We start from the raw sequence: 17,829 nt of genomic DNA on the forward strand, positions 1-17,829 counted from the left end.
TCGACCCCGCCCACTGTGGGAGCGAGCTTGCTCGCGATAGCGGTAGTCCGGTCACCGATATCTTGCTGACACGCCAGCTAGCTTCGGTATTCCGGCCTTTCAGCCAATCCCTCTTTTAAAAAATCCACCAACTTGCGCACCTTCGGCGACAGATGCCGCTGCTGCGGATACAGCGCCCAAACCGCCGTGTTCGGTGGTTGATGCGCCTCCAGTAACGAAATCAACGCGCCGCTATTCAAATGTTCCAGCACGTAATAGTCCGGCAACTGACACAGCCCTACGCCTTGTAGCGCAGCATCCAGTACGGCTTGCCCACTGTTGCAGCGCCAGTTTCCTTGCACTCTTTGCGAAAACTCCCTCCCGTTCTGTTCCAGTTGCCAGAGGTCCGAGCTGCCGATGAGGCAGTTGTGGCGGCTCAGTTCCGACAAACTGTGTGGGCGACCGTACCGTTCAAGGTAGGACGGAGAGGCACAGAGAAACATGCGTCGCGGCGCGAGGCGGGTGGCGACCAGCCGTGAGTCCTGCAAGCGCCCGAGGCGAATCGCCAGGTCGAGGCCTTCGTGCACCAGGTCAAGCTGGCGATTGCTCAGTTCGATGTCGATCCGCAGTTGCGGATACAACCCCATGAAGCGGGTCACCAGCGGCACGATGAAGCGCTCGCCGTAAGCCACGGCGCAGGTCATGCGCAGCATGCCCTTGGGTTCGCTGGTCAAATCGCCCACCGCGCGCAACGCCTCTTCGCGGCCATCCTGCAAGCGCTGGCAATGTTGCAGGAAGGTTTGCCCGGCCTCGGTCAGCGTGACCCGGCGGGTGCTGCGGTAGAGCAGGCGGGTTTGCAGGCGCTCTTCGAGGCGTACGATTTGTCGACTGATATGGGAGGAAGAAACCCCCAGGCGTTGCGCGGCAGCGGTGAACTGGCTGCATTCGGCAACGGCGACAAACTCGTCGATCCCTTCCCAGCGATTTTCGGACATCAATGATTATCCCTGTGTGGCAATAATATTTTGCATTTGCATCGATTATTCATCGTTGAGCCATGTATTACACTCGTTGTCTCGTTTTAATTCACTGGAGAATCACCATGATCAAGTCGCGCGCCGCCGTTGCCTTCGAGGCCAAGAAGCCCCTCGAAATCGTTGAAGTCGATGTCGCCATGCCCAAGGCCGGCGAAGTCTTGCTGCGCGTGGTGGCCTCCGGTGTTTGCCATACCGATGCCTACACCTTGTCCGGCGCTGATCCGGAAGGCATCTTCCCGTCGATCCTCGGCCATGAAGGTGGTGCGATCGTGGAAGCGATCGGCGAGGGCGTGACCTCCGTTGCAGTCGGTGATCATGTGATCCCGCTGTACACCCCGGAATGCCGTCAGTGCAAATTCTGCCTGTCGGGAAAAACCAACCTCTGCCAGGCGATTCGCGCGACCCAGGGCAAAGGCTTGATGCCCGACGGTACTTCGCGTTTTTCCTACAAGGGCGAAACGATTTTCCACTACATGGGTACTTCCACGTTCTCCGAGTACACCGTGCTTCCGGAGATTTCCGTTGCGAAAATCGCCAAGGAAGCGCCACTGGAAAAAGTCTGCCTGCTGGGCTGCGGTGTCACTACCGGTATCGGTGCAGTGCTCAACACCGCCAAGGTGAAACCGGGTGATACGGTCGCCATTTTCGGTCTTGGCGGCATCGGTCTGTCGGCTGTTATCGGCGCCGTAAAAGCCAAGGCTGCCCGCATCATCGCCATCGACATCAACCCGGCCAAATTCGAGATCGCCAAGCAGCTGGGTGCAACCGACTGCGTGAACCCGAAAGACTTCGATCGTCCGATCCAGGAAGTCATCGTCGACATGACCGATGGCGGCGTGGATTTTTCCTTCGAGTGCATCGGTAACGTGCAACTGATGCGCGCCGCACTGGAGTGCTGCCACAAGGGTTGGGGCGAGTCGGTGATCATCGGCGTTGCCGGTGCCGGCCAGGAAATCTCGACCCGTCCGTTCCAGCTGGTCACCGGTCGCGTCTGGCGGGGTTCGGCGTTCGGCGGCGTGCGTGGCCGTACCGAGTTGCCAAGCTATGTGGAAATGGCCGAAACCGGCGAGATTCCGCTGGATACCTTCATCACCCACACCATGGGCCTGGAAGATATCAACAAGGCGTTTGACCTGATGCACGAAGGGAAAAGCATTCGCTCCGTCATCCATTTCTGAGGTCCGCCATGAGCCTGGAAAACATCTCCTGCCAGAAAAGCTTCGGCGGCTGGCACAAACGCTATCGCCATCGCTCGGAAGTGCTCGGCTGCGACATGGTGTTCGCCGTCTACCTGCCACCGCAAGCGGAGCAGGGCGGCAAGCTGCCGGTGTTGTACTGGTTGTCCGGCCTGACCTGCACCGACGAGAACTTCATGCAAAAGGCCGGCGCCATGCGCATGGCCGCGGAGCTCGGTCTGATCATCGTCGCACCGGACACCAGCCCTCGCGGTCCTGAAGTGCCGGGCGATCCGGATGGCGCCTGGGACTTTGGCCTCGGCGCCGGGTTTTACCTGAATGCCACTCAGGAACCGTGGTCGCGGCACTATCGGATGCATGACTATGTCGTGCAGGAATTGCCGACATTGGTCGAAGCCCATTTCCCGGCGTCGGACAGGCGCGGTATCAGTGGCCATTCCATGGGCGGCCACGGTGCGCTGGTCTGCGCCTTGCGCAATCCGGGGCACTATCTGTCGGTGTCGGCGTTCTCGCCAATCAACAACCCGATGGATTGCCCGTGGGGGCAGAAAGCCTTTTCCCGCTATCTGGGAGAGGACCGTTCGAAATGGCGCGAATGGGATGCCTGCGCGTTGATTGCCGAGGCCGATGAGCAGCTGCCGCTGTTGGTCGACCAGGGTGATCGCGACGACTTCCTCGCCAACCAGCTCAAGCCGGAAGCCTTGCAGCAGGCGGCCAAACTGGCCGGTCACCCGCTGACGTTGCGCCTGCAGCCGGGCTATGACCACAGCTATTTCTTCATTGCCAGTTTCATCGATGAGCACTTGCGGCATCACGCGCATGCTCTGGTTGGCTAATGCAGGTAGAATCACGCCCTGACAAAAATCGGGGCGTTTTTTTATGCGTATTGGCCACGGCTATGATGTGCACCGTTTCGCTGAAGGCGATTTCATCACTCTGGGCGGTGTGCGCATTGCACACAGCTTCGGGCTGCTCGCCCACTCTGACGGTGACGTCCTCTTGCACGCCTTGAGCGATGCCTTGCTCGGCGCCGCGGCGCTGGGCGACATCGGCAAGCATTTCCCGGATACCGACCCGCAATTCAAGGGCGCCGACAGCCGTGCGCTGTTGCGTCACGTCGTCGCACTGGTCCATGCCAAAGGCTGGAAAGTCGGCAACGTCGATAACACCATCGTCGCCCAGGCGCCGAAAATGGCCCCGCATATCGAATCGATGCGCGCGCTGATCGCCGCGGATCTTCAAGTAGAGTTGGATCAAGTGAACGTGAAAGCTACCACCACCGAAAAGCTCGGCTTTGTCGGTCGCGAAGAAGGCATTGCCGTGCACTCCGTTGCCTTGTTGCTGCGCGCATGAACGAACTGCAATTGCTCGGCCCGCGGGCTTACGGTGAGGCCCTCGGCACGGCGGTCCTGAAAGCGATCGCCGAAGATTTCCAGGTCGACGAAGTCCTCGACATTCCCCTCAGCGGCGAGGGCGAACACCTGTGGATCTGGGTGGAAAAGCGTGGTCTGAATACTGAAGAAGCGGCGCGACGGATTGCCAAGGCTGCCGGCGTGCCATTGCGCACCGTCAGTTATGCCGGGCTCAAGGACCGTCAGGCGTTGACTCGCCAGTGGTTCAGCGTGCAATTGCCGGGCAAGGCCGACCCTGATCTGTCGGCTGCGGAAAACGATACGCTGAAGATCCTCAAGACCGCCCGCCACAAGCGCAAACTGCAACGCGGTGCCCACTCGGCCAACGGTTTTACGTTGCGCCTGACGCAATTCGCTGGCGACAAGGCTGCGCTTGAAGAACGTCTGCAACTGATCGCCAAACAAGGCATCCCCAATTATTTCGGCGCCCAGCGTTTCGGCCATGACGGCGGCAACGTCGTCGATGCTCGCGCCTGGGCCGCGCGCAAGGCCTTGCCGGAGCAGCGCAACGTGCGCTCGCGTCTGCTCTCCACGGCGCGCAGTTTTCTGTTCAATCAGGTGCTGGCCGCACGAGTTGCCGATGGCACCTGGCAGCGTGCCCAGGTGGGCGATCTGCTGGCGTTCACCGACAGCCGCAGCTTTTTCCCGGCAGGCGAAGCCGAGTGCAGCGACCCGCGCCTGGCGATTCTCGATCTGCACCCGACCGGCCCGCAGTGGGGCGAAGGTGACTCGCCGGCCACGGGCGTTGTCCATGAACTGGAGCAGGCAATCGCTGCGCGCGAAGCAGACCTTCGCGATTGGTTGATTAACGCCGGTATGAGCCACGAACGTCGCATCCTGCGGCTGCCCATTGGCGGGTTGACGTGGCATTATCCCGAGCCTGACATTCTGCAACTGGAATTCGTCCTGCCGGCCGGATGCTTCGCCACCGTATTGGTGCGCGAGCTTGTTGATCTGGTGCCGGTGGGGCAGACGGACAGCCCATGCGTATTCTGATTTCTAACGACGATGGGGTAACAGCACCCGGTCTCGCCGCGCTTTATGCTGCGCTGGCGGATTACACCGAGTGCGTGGTTATCGCCCCGGACCAGGACAAGAGCGGCGCCAGCAGTTCGCTGACGCTCGACCGTCCGTTGCACCCGCAAACCCTGGCCAACGGCTTTATCAGCCTCAACGGCACGCCGACCGATTGTGTGCACCTGGGCCTCAACGGCCTGCTGGAGCGCGAAGCGGACATGGTGGTTTCCGGAATAAACCTGGGTGCGAACCTGGGGGACGATGTCCTGTATTCCGGCACGGTGGCGGCGGCCCTCGAGGGGCGTTTCCTGAATCACCCCTCGTTTGCCTTTTCGCTGGTCTCACGCCAGGTAGAGAACCTTCCCACAGCTGCCCATTTCGCGCGCAAACTGGTTGAAGCCCATGCTGACCTGGATCTGCCACCGCGTACGGTACTGAACGTGAACATTCCCAATTTGCCGCTGGACCGCATCCGCGGTATCCAGCTGACCCGCCTGGGCCATCGCGCCCGAGCCGCGGCACCGATGAAAGTGGTGGATCCGCGGGGCAAGTCCGGTTACTGGATCGCGGCGGCCGGGGATGCCGAAGACGGTGGTCCGGGTACCGATTTCCATGCAGTGATGCAGGGTTATGTTTCGATCACGCCGCTGCAACTGGATCGCACCTTCAATGATGCCTTCAGAAGTCTGGACGGCTGGCTGGAGGGGCTGCGCTGATGGGTCGCGAACAAGACGATATGCTGCGTCGCGGCATCGGCATGACCTCCCAGCGAACCCGGGAGCGGCTGATCCAGCGTCTGTACGAAGAAGGCATCTCCAACGCCAGGGTACTGGAGGTCATTCGCCGGACCCCGCGCCACCTGTTCGTCGACGAAGCGCTGGCGCACCGTGCCTATGAAGACACCGCGCTGCCGATTGGCAACAACCAGACCATCTCCCAGCCTTATATGGTGGCGCGCATGAGCGAGCTGCTGCTGGAGGCCGGTCCGCTCGACAAGGTGCTGGAGATCGGCACCGGGTCGGGCTATCAGACGGCGGTGCTGTCGCAACTGGTCGAGCGTGTGTTCTCGGTCGAGCGCATCAAGGTTCTGCAGGATCGGGCAAAGGAACGCCTGGTCGAACTGAATCTGCGCAACGTGGTGTTCCGCTGGGGCGATGGCTGGGAGGGCTGGCCGGCACTGGCACCATACAACGGGATTATCGTCACCGCAGTGGCAACCGACGTGCCCCAGGCATTGCTTGACCAGTTGGCACCGGGAGGCCGAATGGTGATCCCGGTCGGGGCCGGCGAAGTCCAGCAATTGATGCTGATCATCCGCGAGGAACAAGGTTTTTCCAGGCATGTCCTGGGGGCTGTGCGCTTCGTGCCACTGCTCAATGGGCCACTGGCCTGAGCATTTGTTTCGGCACGCTGAATTCTCTTCGATTGCCTTTGTCTTACAGCGGCATCGTTGTGTTAAACGGGATTCATCGTCAGGCAGCAAACGTGTGCGCGGCACCGATTCGCCACATTAAAGGTAAAGCGTGCACGGCCCGTTATACTTGCGACAGTTCATGCCGGACTCCGGCATTTCACATTTTCAGCCACCACAGAGGGAGCGGCGGGTGAGTCTCACAGTCATTGCGCAGCGTATGAGTAAAACGAGCTTTCAGCGCCTGGTGACTGGCCTTGTCTTGAGCACTTTGCTGGTCGGTTGTTCCAGCAACAAGTCCAGCGATGTTCGTGTCGTGGACCGTAACAATGCCGCGGCTCAGCGTCCAGCCGTGACCACCGGGCAATACATTGTTCGGCCCAAGGACACCCTGTTCTCCATCGCCTTCCGTTACGGCTGGGACTACAAGGCCCTGGCGGCACGCAACAACATTCCTGCGCCTTACACCATCCGTCCGGGTCAGACGATTCGCTTTGATGGTCGTACAAATTCAACGTCGACGGCGGTGGTCAGCTCGTCCAGTTCAACACCTTCGTCGTCGAGTAAAACCACGGTCATCCGTCGTTCGGCAAACGGTACGACCACCAGCACAACGACGGTTGTACCGTCCGTCGCGAGCAAGCCAGCCCCTGCTCCTTTGCCACCTCCCGGGCCAGCCCCGACCGGCTGGGGATGGCCATCTAATGGCATTCTGATTGGAAAATTCTCTTCAAACGGTAGTTTGAATAAAGGAATTGATATCGCCGGAGATTTGGGACAGCCTGTTTTAGCTGCGTCTGATGGGACGGTGGTATACGCCGGGAGTGGCTTAAGGGGCTACGGCGAATTAGTGATCATCAAGCACAGTGAAACCTACGTCAGTGCCTACGGACATAACCGCAGGCTGTTGGTTCGGGAGGGGCAGCAGGTCAAGGTCGGACAGACAATTGCCGAAATGGGGTCAACGGGTACAGACCGGGTGAAACTGCATTTTGAGATTCGCCGCCAAGGTAAACCTGTAGATCCGCTGCAATTCCTGCCACGCCGTTGATCGCTACCAGCCTGTTCCGTCGCGTAGAGGGGACAGGCTCCAGCGTTGCCAGGGAGAAAGGCGCCGCTTGAGCTTGAGGTCGAACTCACCAAAGGACTATAACAATGGCTCTCAGTAAAGAAGTGCCGGAGTTTGACATCGACGATGAGGTTCTCCTGATGGAGAGCAGCATCGATACGGATTCGATGTCGAATGATGAAGGGGCGGCTCCACCTTCCGTTCGTGCCAAATCCAAACACTCCGCATCCTTGAAACAGCACAAGTACATTGACTACACGCGGGCACTTGATGCCACGCAGTTGTATCTCAATGAAATTGGTTTCTCTCCCCTGCTATCACCCGAAGAAGAAGTTCATTTTGCGCGCCTGTCGCAAAGTGGCGATCCGGCCGGGCGCAAACGCATGATTGAAAGCAACCTGCGACTGGTGGTGAAAATCGCCCGACGCTACGTCAATCGTGGGTTGTCGCTACTGGACCTGATCGAAGAGGGCAACCTCGGCTTGATCCGGGCGGTGGAGAAGTTCGATCCGGAACGCGGTTTCCGCTTCTCGACCTACGCGACCTGGTGGATTCGCCAGACCATCGAACGCGCAATCATGAATCAGACCCGGACCATCCGGTTGCCGATCCATGTGGTCAAGGAGCTGAATGTGTACCTGCGGGCCGCGCGGGAGCTGACGCAAAAACTCGACCATGAACCCTCACCCGAAGAAATCGCCAACCTGCTGGAAAAACCGGTGGGAGAGGTCAAGCGTATGCTAGGCCTTAACGAACGGGTTTCTTCGGTCGACGTCTCGCTGGGTCCGGATTCGGATAAAACCCTGCTGGACACCCTGACTGACGACCGTCCAACCGATCCATGCGAATTGTTGCAGGACGACGACCTGTCCCAGAGCATCGATCAATGGCTCTCGGAACTGACCGACAAGCAACGCGAAGTGGTTGTACGCCGCTTCGGCCTGCGCGGCCATGAAAGCAGCACCCTTGAAGACGTCGGCCTGGAAATCGGCCTGACCCGGGAGCGGGTCAGACAGATTCAGGTGGAAGGCTTGAAGCGGCTGCGCGAGATCCTGGAAAAAAATGGTCTGTCGAGCGAGTCGCTGTTCCAATAAGGCACTTACTGCGATGGCATGAAAAACCCCGACTGGCTCGGGGTTTTTTATTGCCTGGCCAGGAGACCGAGTCCCCTCGGGATTTTGGTTTCGTGCTGTAAGCCTAGGCTTACTCTTGCGTAAGTGTTCGTTATTTTTACACCCCGGCAGTCGTCCATTCGGAGCGTCGACCGCCTATATATCTTTGATTTATATTAATATTTTTTAGTATTAATGATGTGTGACACCTGAATCTCGCGCCAAGGGCCGATTGATCCCGGAGGGGAACACTCTAGTATTGAGGTTGTGTCGACGGACAGACACGTCCTTCATGGATGAGGGATATGGATATCGCAGGACGCGATTCATCAGGACGATGAAAAGGAATACAGGGAATAGGGAAAAAATGTGGGCGGGTCAAACCGCCCCTTTTTTTGCCCGCAGAAAAGCAAAAAGGCCCTTGTGGGGCCTTTTTCGCGAACGCGGGGGTAATCAGCGTTCGAGGTCTGCGATCTTGCCTGGCTTGCCGTCCCATTCTGCGGAATCGGGCATTGGATCTTTGCGTTCGGTGATGTTTGGCCAGATATCGGCCAACTCAGCGTTCAGCTCAATGAAGTTTTCCATGCCGGCCGGAACTTCATCTTCAGAGAAGATAGCCACGGCAGGGCATTCAGGTTCGCACAGCGCGCAATCGATGCACTCATCCGGGTGGATCACCAGGAAATTCGGGCCTTCGTAAAAGCAGTCCACCGGACAGACTTCTACGCAGTCGGTGTACTTGCACTTGATGCAGTTGTCGGTGACGACGAAGGTCATTTCTAATTTTCTCCTCAGGCGCGGCTTGCTGCGCCCCTTCTCGTAGGGGTCGCCAGGTTCGGGAGCGATAGTCTGCTGGCCAGGCTATTAGCCAGCAGCATCCCAAACCGCGCGAGATTCTAACAGCTTGCAAGCCGCTGCGTTAGATCCGTGTCTTTAGTGTATAGAGCATTTCGAGAGCACGACGTGGCGTCATGTCGTCCAGGTCGAGCTTGGCTAGGTCATCCAGCACCGGGTGCGGCAGGCTGGCGAACAGGTCGCTTTGCTGCGGCGCGGCCGGTTTGCCTTTGGCCGGTGCCGGTGTTTCGTGGGGCAAGGCGGTGTCTTCCAGGCGACTCAGATGCTCGCGAGCACGGGTGATGACCTCGCTCGGTACGCCGGCCAGCTGCGCAACGGCCAGGCCATAACTCTGGCTGGCCGGCCCGGGCAGCACGTGGTGCAGGAATACGATGCGTTCGTTGTGCTCGGTGGCATTGAGGTGCACGTTGGCCACCAGCGGCTGGGCTTCCGGCAGGACGGTCAGTTCAAAGTAGTGGGTGGCGAACAGCGTGTAGGCACGCAGATGCGCCAGGCGCTCGGCCGCCGCCCATGCCAGGGACAGACCGTCGAAGGTGCTGGTGCCGCGCCCGACTTCGTCCATCAGCACCAGGCTGCGCTCGGTGGCGTTGTGCAGGATGTTCGCGGTTTCGCTCATTTCCACCATGAAGGTCGAACGCCCGCCGGCCAGGTCATCGCTGGAGCCGATCCGGGTGAAGATGCGGTCGACCAGCGACAATTCGCAACTGGCCGCTGGCACGAAGCTGCCGATGTGCGCCAAGAGCACAATCAATGCGGTCTGACGCATGTAGGTGGATTTACCGCCCATGTTCGGACCGGTGATCACCAGCATGCGGGTGTTGTCGTCCAGGCTCAGGTCGTTGGCCACGAACGGCGTGGTCAGCACTTGTTCGACCACCGGGTGACGACCCTGGCTGATGCGCATGCACGGCTCGCTGACGAAGCGCGGGCAGTTCAGATCGAGGTTCAGTGCACGTTCGGCCAGGTTGCTCAAGACGTCCAGCTCGGCCAGGGCGCCGGCGGTGTCCTGCAACGGTGGCAGCTGGCTGATCAGATCTTCGAGCAACGCTTCGTACAGCATCTTCTCGCGGGCCAGGGCGCGGCTCTTGGCTGACAGTGCCTTGTCTTCGAATGCCTTGAGTTCCGGCGTAATGAAGCGCTCGGCGCCTTTGAGCGTCTGGCGACGAATATAGTCGGCCGGTGCCGATTCCGCCTGCTTGCTTGGCAGCTCGATGAAGTAACCGTGGATGCGGTTGTAACCAACCTTCAGATGCGACAGGCCGGTGCGGGCCTTTTCCCGTGCCTCGAGGTCGATCAGGAATTGTCCGGCGTTTTCGCTCAGCGACTGCAATTCGTCGAGTTCGCTGTCGTAGCCGGTTTTTAGCACGCCCCCATCACGAATGACCGCGGGCGGGTTGTCGATGATGGCTTTTTCCAGCAGTGCCGCCAGTTCCGGGTAGGTGCTGGTGATGGTGGCGAGTTGCTGGAGGTGTGGGGCTTCGAGCTCCGTCATTGCCACTTGCAGTTCGGGTAGTGCGCCGAGGGCGTCACGCAAGCGGGCGAGGTCGCGGGGGCGGGCATTACGCAGGCCGATCCGCGCAAGAATCCGCTCGATGTCGCCGATTTCCTTGAGCTGCGGTTGCAGTCTTTCGAAGCGATAACCGTCGAGCAGGCAGGTGATCGAGCTCTGGCGTGCCAACAGCACCGTCAAGTCGCGCAATGGGCGATTCAGCCAGCGGGTCAGCAGGCGGCTGCCCATGGCGGTCTGGCAACGGTCCACCACCGATTGCAGGGTGTTGTCGCGGCCCCCGGCCAGGTTGGTGTCGAGCTCCAGGTTGCGACGGCTGGCGCCATCGAGCACCACGGTGTCGTCCAGGCGTTCATGACGCAAACTGCGCAAGTGGGGTAGGGCGGTGCGCTGGGTTTCCTTAGCGTAGGCCAGCAGGCAACCGGCGGCACCGATCGCCAGGGTCAGGTTTTCGCAGCCAAAGCCCTTGAGATCCTGGGTCGAGAATTGCTTGCACAGGCTTTTGAGCGCCGAATCGCGCTCGAAATCCCACGGCGCACGGCGACGCACGCCGCGGCGTTTTTCCGCCGGCAAGTCCTTGGGCCAGTCATCCGGGATCAGTAATTCCACCGGGTTGACCCGCTCCAGTTCCGCCAGCAGGTTTTCCCAACCCTTGATCTCCAGCACGCTGAAGTTGCCGCTGGTGATGTCCAGCACTGCCAGGCCGAACAGGCGCTCATCGCCCAGGACGGCGGCGATCAGGTTGTCCCTGCGCTCGTCGAGCAGCGCCTCGTCACTCACCGTCCCAGGCGTGATGATGCGTACCACCTGCCGCTCCACCGGCCCTTTGCTGGTGGCCGGGTCGCCGACCTGCTCGCAGATCACCACCGATTCGCCAAGCTTCACCAGTTTTGCCAGGTAACCCTCGGCGGCGTGGTAAGGAATCCCGCACATCGGAATCGCCTGGCCAGCCGACTGCCCGCGGGCCGTCAGGGTGATGTCCAGCAACTTGGCGGCCTTCTTCGCGTCTTCATAGAAGATCTCGTAGAAGTCGCCCATGCGGTAGAACATCAGCTGGTCCGGGTGCTGGTTTTTCAGGCGCCAGTACTGCTGCATCATCGGGGTGTGGGAGGACAGGTCGGAGACGGCTTTATTCATCGGATTGTCAGGAAGCTCGTTGAAAGAGGTGGGGCAAAAGCAGGGCAACGGCCGGGCTTTTCCGCGATGGGCGCAAGGTTACCATGGGCGGTCTGCCCGACGCAGGCGCCACGGCCGGGTGACATCCTTTACGATGCAAAAATCATGTTATGCATCGACTATGCAAATCGGCATTGTCTTCTTCGAAAAGTGCAAGCACTATGCGCGTTATGCAAAAGCGCAACGTATCTACTGTATTAAGGGCATTGCTCGATCAGCACGGGATCTCCCCCACGGAGCTTCACCGTCGCACCGGCGTGCCTCAATCCACGCTCTCGCGCATTCTCAGCGGGAAGATCGTCGATCCTTCGGATAAACATGTTTCGAAGATTGCCGAGTATTTCGCCTTGAGCACCGACCAGTTGCGTGGCCGCGCGGACGTCTCGTCTGCCGCCAATGCCGGGCGCGCTCCTATGCATTCGGAACTCAAGGATATAAGTCTGTGGGACGACGATACCCCGGTCGATGACGACGAGGTGTCGGTCCCCTTTCTTCGCGAGGTTGAATTGGCTGCGGGATCGGGAAGATTCGTTATCGAGGAGAGCGAGCGCTCTAGCCTGCGCTTCGGCAAGCGGAGCCTGCGCCATAACGGCGTGCAGTTCGACCAAGCCAAATGCGTGACAGTGCGGGGCAACAGCATGTTGCCGGTGCTACGCGACGGCGCCACGGTCGGGGTCAATGCCGGCAAGTGCGGCATTGGCGATATCGTTGACGGCGACCTTTATGCAATCAATCACAACGGCCAATTGCGGGTGAAGCAACTCTATCGCCTGCCGACCGGCATTCGCTTGCGCAGCTTCAACCGTGACGAGCATCCGGACGAAGATTACACCTTTCAGGAGATCCAGGAGGAGCCGATTGTTATCCTCGGACATGTCTTCTGGTGGGGTATGTACGCCCGCTAACACTCATCCGTTTAGATAAAACCCGCTTCCCGAGCGGGTTTTTTTCGTGTGCTGAAAGCATTGGGCATGCTTTTAATAATGCGTTTGTGCATTGACTGATTATGCATAAGTGCATAATGTTGCTGCCTGACTATTAAAGAATGCGCTGTGATCACTACTCAAGGAGGCATGAAATGACCGCTGAGCAATATGCGTTGCTGGACATGCCTCTGTGGCTGGTCATCAGCCTGCCAATACTTGGTGGCGTTACCGGTGAAATGTGGCGTGCCGAAAAAGAGGGCGTTCGTGGCTGGTCCCTTGTCCGACGCCTGAGCCTGCGGTCTGGGTCCAGCATGATCTGCGGCGCTTCGGTCATCATGCTGCTGCACGCTGCCAATGTTTCCATCTGGGCTGCTTGTGCGGGTGGTTGTTTAGCGGCGATGGCCGGGACAGACGTCGTTCTGGGGTTGTATGAGCGTTGGCTGGCCAAGCGCATGGGGATCGGCCATACCCCCTCCGGTGACGTGGAAGATTGATTCTCCGACAGGCCTTTTCCAGAGCCTCCGGTTCTTTACATTTTGATCGTTCCTGTCGCTTGCAAGTGCGGTCTGCTCGTGTACGGTTAACCTCATCCCGCCCGATCAGGAGATGACCGTGAACGAAATCACCCAGCTCGCCGCCGAACTCGGCAGACGCCTGCAGGTTCTCAATGCCCATGTCACCACGGCGGAGTCCTGCACCGGCGGAGGCATCGCCGAGGCAATTACCCGTATCCCCGGGAGTTCGGCCTGGTTCGAGGCCGGTTATGTCACTTACTCCAACCGACAGAAAACCCTGCAACTGAATGTACCGGTGGAGTTGTTCACCACCGTGGGCGCGGTCAGCCGCGAGGTGGTCGAGGCGATGGTCCGGGGGGCGCAAGAGAAAAATAGCGCGTATTTCTCCGTGGCGGTCAGTGGCATCGCCGGGCCGGATGGCGGAACGGCGAACAAGCCGGTTGGCACGGTGTGGCTGGCCTGGGGCGTCGGAGATCAGGTGTTCTGCGAGCGGCAGCACTTCCCGGGTAATCGCGATGACGTCCGCCGACAAACGGTGAAGGCCGCGCTAGAGGGGCTGCTGCGCTATGCCGCGGCAGAAATCTCAAATCAGGGGTAGGCGATCCGGAAACGCTGTGGAATAATACTGGCTACTTATACAGGTGTTGGCCGTCAGGCCTTATTGATTACGTGAGGACTTTAATGGACGACAACAAGAAGAAAGCCTTGGCTGCGGCCTTGGGTCAGATCGAACGTCAATTCGGCAAGGGTGCCGTAATGCGTATGGGCGATCAGGACCGTCAGGCGATCCCGGCCATTTCCACTGGCTCTCTGGGGCTGGACATCGCTCTCGGCATCGGCGGTCTGCCAAAAGGCCGTATTGTTGAAATCTACGGTCCTGAATCTTCCGGTAAAACCACGCTGACCTTGTCCGTGATCGCCCAGGCTCAAAAAGCCGGCGCGACCTGCGCATTCGTCGACGCCGAACACGCCCTCGACCCTGAGTACGCCGGCAAGCTGGGCGTCAACGTCGACGACCTGCTGGTTTCCCAGCCGGATACCGGCGAGCAGGCCCTGGAAATCACCGACATGCTGGTGCGTTCCAACGCGGTTGACGTGATCATCGTCGACTCCGTGGCCGCCCTGGTGCCAAAGGCTGAAATCGAAGGCGAAATGGGTGACATGCACGTGGGCCTGCAAGCCCGTCTGATGTCCCAGGCACTGCGTAAAATCACCGGTAACATCAAGAACGCCAACTGCCTGGTGATCTTCATCAACCAGATCCGTATGAAAATTGGCGTGATGTTCGGTAGCCCGGAAACCACCACCGGTGGTAACGCACTGAAGTTCTACGCATCGGTTCGTCTGGACATCCGTCGTACGGGTGCGGTGAAAGAAGGTGATGAGGTCGTCGGTAGCGAAACCCGCGTCAAGGTTGTGAAGAACAAGGTGGCTTCGCCGTTCCGTCAGGCCGAGTTCCAGATTCTTTACGGCAAGGGCATCTACCTCAACGGTGAGATGATCGACCTGGGTGTTCTGCACGGTTTCGTCGAGAAGTCCGGTGCCTGGTATGCCTATGAAGGCACCAAGATCGGTCAGGGCAAGGCCAACTCGGCCAAGTTCCTGGCAGACAATCCGGAAGTCGCGGCAAAGCTGGAGAAGCAACTGCGTGACAAGCTGCTGTCGCCTGCATCGGTTGCGGACGCCAAAGCTTCTGCGGTCAAAGAGACCGAAGACGACCTGGCTGACGCTGATATCTGATCGAAGCGATGACCGCCGTACTCGATACACTCGTCGCGGTGCGGCGAACCGCAATGGACCTGCTCGCACGACGCGAGCACGGTCGTGTCGAGCTGACGCGTAAACTGCGTCAGCGCGGCGCCCTCCCTGAAATGATCGAAACAGCACTCGACCGGTTGACGGAAGAGGGGCTGTTGTCCGAAACCCGTTACCTGGAAAGTTTCGTTTCCTACCGCGCCAGCTCCGGTTATGGCCCTTTACGCATTCGTGAAGAGTTGGGCCAGCGTGGCCTGCAGCGCACCGATATTGAACTCGCCCTGCGTGAGAGCGGTATCGATTGGCAGGAGCAATTGATCGATACCTGGCGACGCAAGTTCTCCGGGCAATTGCCAGCAGACGCCCGGGAGCGAGCCAAACAAGGCAGGTTCCTGGCGTATCGGGGATACTCCATGGAAATGATCAACCGCCTGTTCAGCGGTCGAGGGATGGACGATTGAACTGAAACGGCCCGCTATTTAGATAGCGGGCCGTTTTTTTATGCCTCACGAAACCTTTGACGGCTCCCGCGTGCGTTGTTGTACCTGGGGTTTTGATTGTGCCCAGTTTTCCGGCAGGTTGATGTAGTCCACAAGCTCGCGCAGGCGGCCATGATTGCGGGCATTGAAGTTGAAGACCAGCCGCGCCAGATGGCTGAATTCGGCTTCGTTGTGTTCTTCACCGCTGTAAGCGTGCTGATGGAAATGATCGCTCAGGCACAGGTCGGCGAATGCCTCCTGCATGTGTTCGAGTGCGTGGTCGCTGAGTGTGTGATTCATGCGAATCAGGAACTGATGCTTGAGCCAGCGACTGGAGTGGAAGTTGCTGTAGAACTGGTTGATGTGCTCTACCGCTTCTTCGACGTTGTAGACCAGTTTCATCAGCTTCATGTCAGTGGGCAGGATGTAGTGGTTTTCCTCCAGTTGCTGGTGAATGAAGTCCAGTGCGCCTTGCCAGAATTTGCCGTCCGGCGTGTCGAGCAGCACCACTGGTACCAATGGGCTTTTGCCGGTCTGGATCAGTGTCAGTACTTCCAGCGCTTCATCCAGGGTACCGAAGCCACCCGGGCACAGCACGAGGGCATCGGCTTCCTTGACGAAGAACAGCTTGCGGGTGAAGAAGAAGTGGAAGGGCAGCAGGCTGGTCGTGCCGTCGACAGTGGGGTTGGCATGCTGTTCGAAGGGCAGGGTAATGTTGAACCCCAGGCTGTTTGCCAGTCCGGCGCCCTCATGGGCGGCGGCCATGATGCCGCCACCGGCGCCAGTGATGACCATCATGTCCGAGCGCGCCAGCGCGGCACCGAGTTCCCGGGCCATGCTGTAGAGCGGGTGTTCCATGGGGGTACGGGCCGAGCCGAAAACAGTGACCTTGCGCCGCCCCTTGAATTGTTCGAGCACGCGAAAAGCCTGTTCCAGTTCGCGCAGGGCCTGCAGGGTGATTTTGGCATTCCAGCGGTTGTGGTCTTCCTGGGCCATGCGTAGCACGGTCAGGATCATATCGCGGTAGATCGGGATGTTCGGGCTGTTGGGTGAAATCAGCTTGAGCTGTTCTTCGACCTTGCTGATGAGGTCGTGGCCGCTTTCTTCAAAATGACGGCTCAGGAGGTCATTCGGTTGGTAAGGCATTCAACTTCTCCTTCTGCACAGAACCCTCGGCCCGACAACGTACGTCGGTGCCACGACACTTCATGTGTCGCTGTCTGCCCCGGCCCATGCCTGGGCGATCTACTTGACCCGAAAAACACCGGATCATCCAAACAGGTTCTGTTTTTCCCTTGGATGAAAGAAACATTCGCACAATACGACAGGCGACGGGCAGCCCCTTTCCAGCCCTGAAAAATGAACGTGGATAACCTGAAATCTAGACCTTCACAGTGATTTGCGCTGCCTTGATCATTGCGCCTCAAAGTCTTTCCTGGCAACCGCTTATTGACGATTTGCAAGGTGCTTTCACCGCTCGTCTGAACGCACGTCGCGTGTGCTGCACTCTGATTTACTAAGTTACAGGTGCGACACGACAACTTTGCGTCAACGGCAAGGCGCGCAATACAAGCGGTTCAAGGATTTTTTGCTCAAACATGAGTGAAGTGCAAGGAGGCGGGAAACCATGGCCAGAGTCGTTCTGGAGATCGATACGCAACTGTATCGATTGCTGAAGTCATCGGCCGAGACCCATCATTTGAGTCTCGAAGAGGAGTGCTGCCGACGTTTGCGCGGTGGCGAGCGTCGTTCGCATTACTTGCAGGCGCTGCTGGCGGAACTGCGCGCCGAAGATGAACAGCGGCGCGCCAACTCCAGGTGATTACTTTTTCTTCTTGGCAGGTTGCAGGCAGTCCGATTCCTGGAAGCTTGCGGAACCGACCGGGCGGTTGGTCTTCACCTCAGTGAAGTCGTAACGCATGATCGCGCCCTTGGCCATCAGCTTGCGAAACCCTTCGTTTCGGCAGACTGAGGCTCCCAACTGGAAGTAAACCGCTTTTGGATCTGCGCGCATCTTGTCGGCGTGGCTGCTCTGCACGCTCAGATGGTTGATCAGCTGTTTGCCGTCAACGGTGTAGCCTTGATCGAGAATGTCTTCGTTGATCGCTCGAGGAGTGCCGACGCTGCTTTGGGTGGCGACGTTTTGCAGCATTTTGTTCAGTTCCGTGTCTTTCAAGGACGCAGCCTGGGCGTTGAAGGACGACGCCAGCAAAATGGCCGCGGTAGGAACGATAAGGCGCAGCATGAAACTCTCCTGGTTCAGTGATGCGGGGTTTGACCCGTCACGTGACTGTGCGTTCAGTGGCGGCGAATTATAGGGGAGGCTAGCTGGACGGTACAGGCTTGCGCCGGGCGGTCTGGTAAACTGCTGGCACTTTTTACC

At 59.0% G+C, this 17,829-nt stretch carries 19 protein-coding genes; 14 read left to right on the plus strand and 5 right to left on the minus strand.

Translation table 11 applies throughout. From position 1 onward, the window contains the following. Positions 1-77 precede the first annotated feature (77 nt). A complete protein-coding gene (locus KW840_RS09715) occupies positions 78-974 on the minus strand; it encodes a LysR substrate-binding domain-containing protein (protein WP_150727674.1) in 897 nt (298 codons plus the stop codon). A gap of 107 nt (positions 975-1,081) precedes the next feature. Here KW840_RS09715 and KW840_RS09720 point away from each other — a divergent pair, with 107 nt between their 5' ends. From KW840_RS09720 to rpoS, 8 genes are all read left to right on the plus strand, one after another. Beyond that, the gene (locus KW840_RS09720) at positions 1,082-2,194 is read left to right on the plus strand and encodes an S-(hydroxymethyl)glutathione dehydrogenase/class III alcohol dehydrogenase (RefSeq protein WP_015093777.1); all 1,113 of its coding nucleotides are present in this window, start codon (positions 1,082-1,084) and stop codon (positions 2,192-2,194) included. Between the two features lie 8 nt (positions 2,195-2,202). Further along, on the plus strand, positions 2,203-3,048 hold the full coding sequence (gene fghA / locus KW840_RS09725) for an S-formylglutathione hydrolase (RefSeq protein WP_218495043.1): 846 nt from the start codon (positions 2,203-2,205) through the stop codon (positions 3,046-3,048). Positions 3,049-3,091: 43 nt separating this feature from the next. Then, positions 3,092-3,565 (plus strand): 2-C-methyl-D-erythritol 2,4-cyclodiphosphate synthase, encoded by a 474-nt coding sequence (gene ispF, locus KW840_RS09730; protein ID WP_007970721.1) that lies wholly within the window; start codon positions 3,092-3,094, stop codon positions 3,563-3,565. Next, positions 3,562-4,620, plus strand: a complete 1,059-nt coding sequence (gene truD / locus KW840_RS09735) for a tRNA pseudouridine(13) synthase TruD (protein ID WP_090453402.1) — start codon at positions 3,562-3,564, stop codon at positions 4,618-4,620. The genes ispF and truD overlap by 4 nt, the downstream gene beginning before the upstream one ends. Then, a complete protein-coding gene (surE, locus tag KW840_RS09740; RefSeq protein WP_057716156.1) occupies positions 4,608-5,357 on the plus strand; it encodes a 5'/3'-nucleotidase SurE in 750 nt (249 codons plus the stop codon). The genes truD and surE overlap by 13 nt, the downstream gene beginning before the upstream one ends. 41 nt (positions 5,358-5,398) lie before the next feature. Beyond that, the gene (locus tag KW840_RS09745) at positions 5,399-6,034 is read left to right on the plus strand and encodes a protein-L-isoaspartate(D-aspartate) O-methyltransferase (protein ID WP_172435346.1); all 636 of its coding nucleotides are present in this window, start codon (positions 5,399-5,401) and stop codon (positions 6,032-6,034) included. 211 nt (positions 6,035-6,245) lie between these two features. Continuing rightward, the gene (locus KW840_RS09750; RefSeq protein WP_090453404.1) at positions 6,246-7,103 is read left to right on the plus strand and encodes a peptidoglycan DD-metalloendopeptidase family protein; all 858 of its coding nucleotides are present in this window, start codon (positions 6,246-6,248) and stop codon (positions 7,101-7,103) included. Positions 7,104-7,207: 104 nt separating this feature from the next. After that, positions 7,208-8,215 (plus strand): RNA polymerase sigma factor RpoS, encoded by a 1,008-nt coding sequence (gene rpoS / locus KW840_RS09755; protein ID WP_007990225.1) that lies wholly within the window; start codon positions 7,208-7,210, stop codon positions 8,213-8,215. Positions 8,216-8,686: 471 nt separating this feature from the next. On the opposite strand, the gene fdxA is transcribed toward rpoS, so the two are convergent. Continuing rightward, positions 8,687-9,010, minus strand: a complete 324-nt coding sequence (gene fdxA, locus KW840_RS09760; RefSeq protein WP_007970729.1) for a ferredoxin FdxA — start codon at positions 9,008-9,010, stop codon at positions 8,687-8,689. A gap of 142 nt (positions 9,011-9,152) precedes the next feature. Next, complete coding sequence (gene mutS / locus KW840_RS09765; RefSeq protein ID WP_218495044.1) at positions 9,153-11,732, minus strand: DNA mismatch repair protein MutS; 2,580 nt, start codon at positions 11,730-11,732, stop codon at positions 9,153-9,155. Positions 11,733-11,941: 209 nt separating this feature from the next. On the opposite strand from mutS, the gene KW840_RS09770 reads away from it, so the two are divergent. From KW840_RS09770 to recX, 5 genes are all read left to right on the plus strand, one after another. After that, positions 11,942-12,676, plus strand: coding sequence for an XRE family transcriptional regulator (locus KW840_RS09770; RefSeq protein ID WP_090457764.1), 735 nt, complete (start codon positions 11,942-11,944; stop codon positions 12,674-12,676). A 173-nt stretch (positions 12,677-12,849) separates the two neighbouring features. Next, positions 12,850-13,191: a phage holin family protein gene (locus KW840_RS09775; protein ID WP_150812918.1), complete on the plus strand. Its 342-nt coding sequence runs from the start codon at positions 12,850-12,852 to the stop codon at positions 13,189-13,191. A gap of 118 nt (positions 13,192-13,309) precedes the next feature. Further along, complete coding sequence (locus tag KW840_RS09780; RefSeq protein WP_057716659.1) at positions 13,310-13,810, plus strand: CinA family protein; 501 nt, start codon at positions 13,310-13,312, stop codon at positions 13,808-13,810. Between the two features lie 83 nt (positions 13,811-13,893). After that, on the plus strand, positions 13,894-14,952 hold the full coding sequence (recA, locus tag KW840_RS09785; protein WP_007996915.1) for a recombinase RecA: 1,059 nt from the start codon (positions 13,894-13,896) through the stop codon (positions 14,950-14,952). A gap of 8 nt (positions 14,953-14,960) precedes the next feature. Continuing rightward, on the plus strand, positions 14,961-15,428 hold the full coding sequence (gene recX, locus KW840_RS09790) for a recombination regulator RecX (RefSeq protein WP_218495045.1): 468 nt from the start codon (positions 14,961-14,963) through the stop codon (positions 15,426-15,428). 45 nt (positions 15,429-15,473) lie between these two features. Here recX and KW840_RS09795 read toward each other — a convergent pair whose 3' ends face one another. Further along, entirely contained in the window at positions 15,474-16,592 is a 1,119-nt protein-coding gene (locus tag KW840_RS09795; protein ID WP_057716152.1) for a TIGR00730 family Rossman fold protein, read from the minus strand. Positions 16,593-17,073: 481 nt separating this feature from the next. Between KW840_RS09795 and KW840_RS09800 the strand changes: the two genes are divergently transcribed. After that, positions 17,074-17,268 (plus strand): hypothetical protein, encoded by a 195-nt coding sequence (locus tag KW840_RS09800; protein ID WP_057716151.1) that lies wholly within the window; start codon positions 17,074-17,076, stop codon positions 17,266-17,268. On the opposite strand, the gene KW840_RS09805 is transcribed toward KW840_RS09800, so the two are convergent. Then, a complete protein-coding gene (locus KW840_RS09805; RefSeq protein WP_057716150.1) occupies positions 17,269-17,691 on the minus strand; it encodes a PA3611 family quorum-sensing-regulated virulence factor in 423 nt (140 codons plus the stop codon). Positions 17,692-17,829: the final 138 nt, after the last annotated feature.

Origin of the sequence: Pseudomonas sp. PDM30 (genome assembly GCF_019218985.1) — a bacterium.
In the GTDB taxonomy this organism is placed as follows: Bacteria; Pseudomonadota; Gammaproteobacteria; order Pseudomonadales; family Pseudomonadaceae; genus Aquipseudomonas; species Aquipseudomonas jessenii.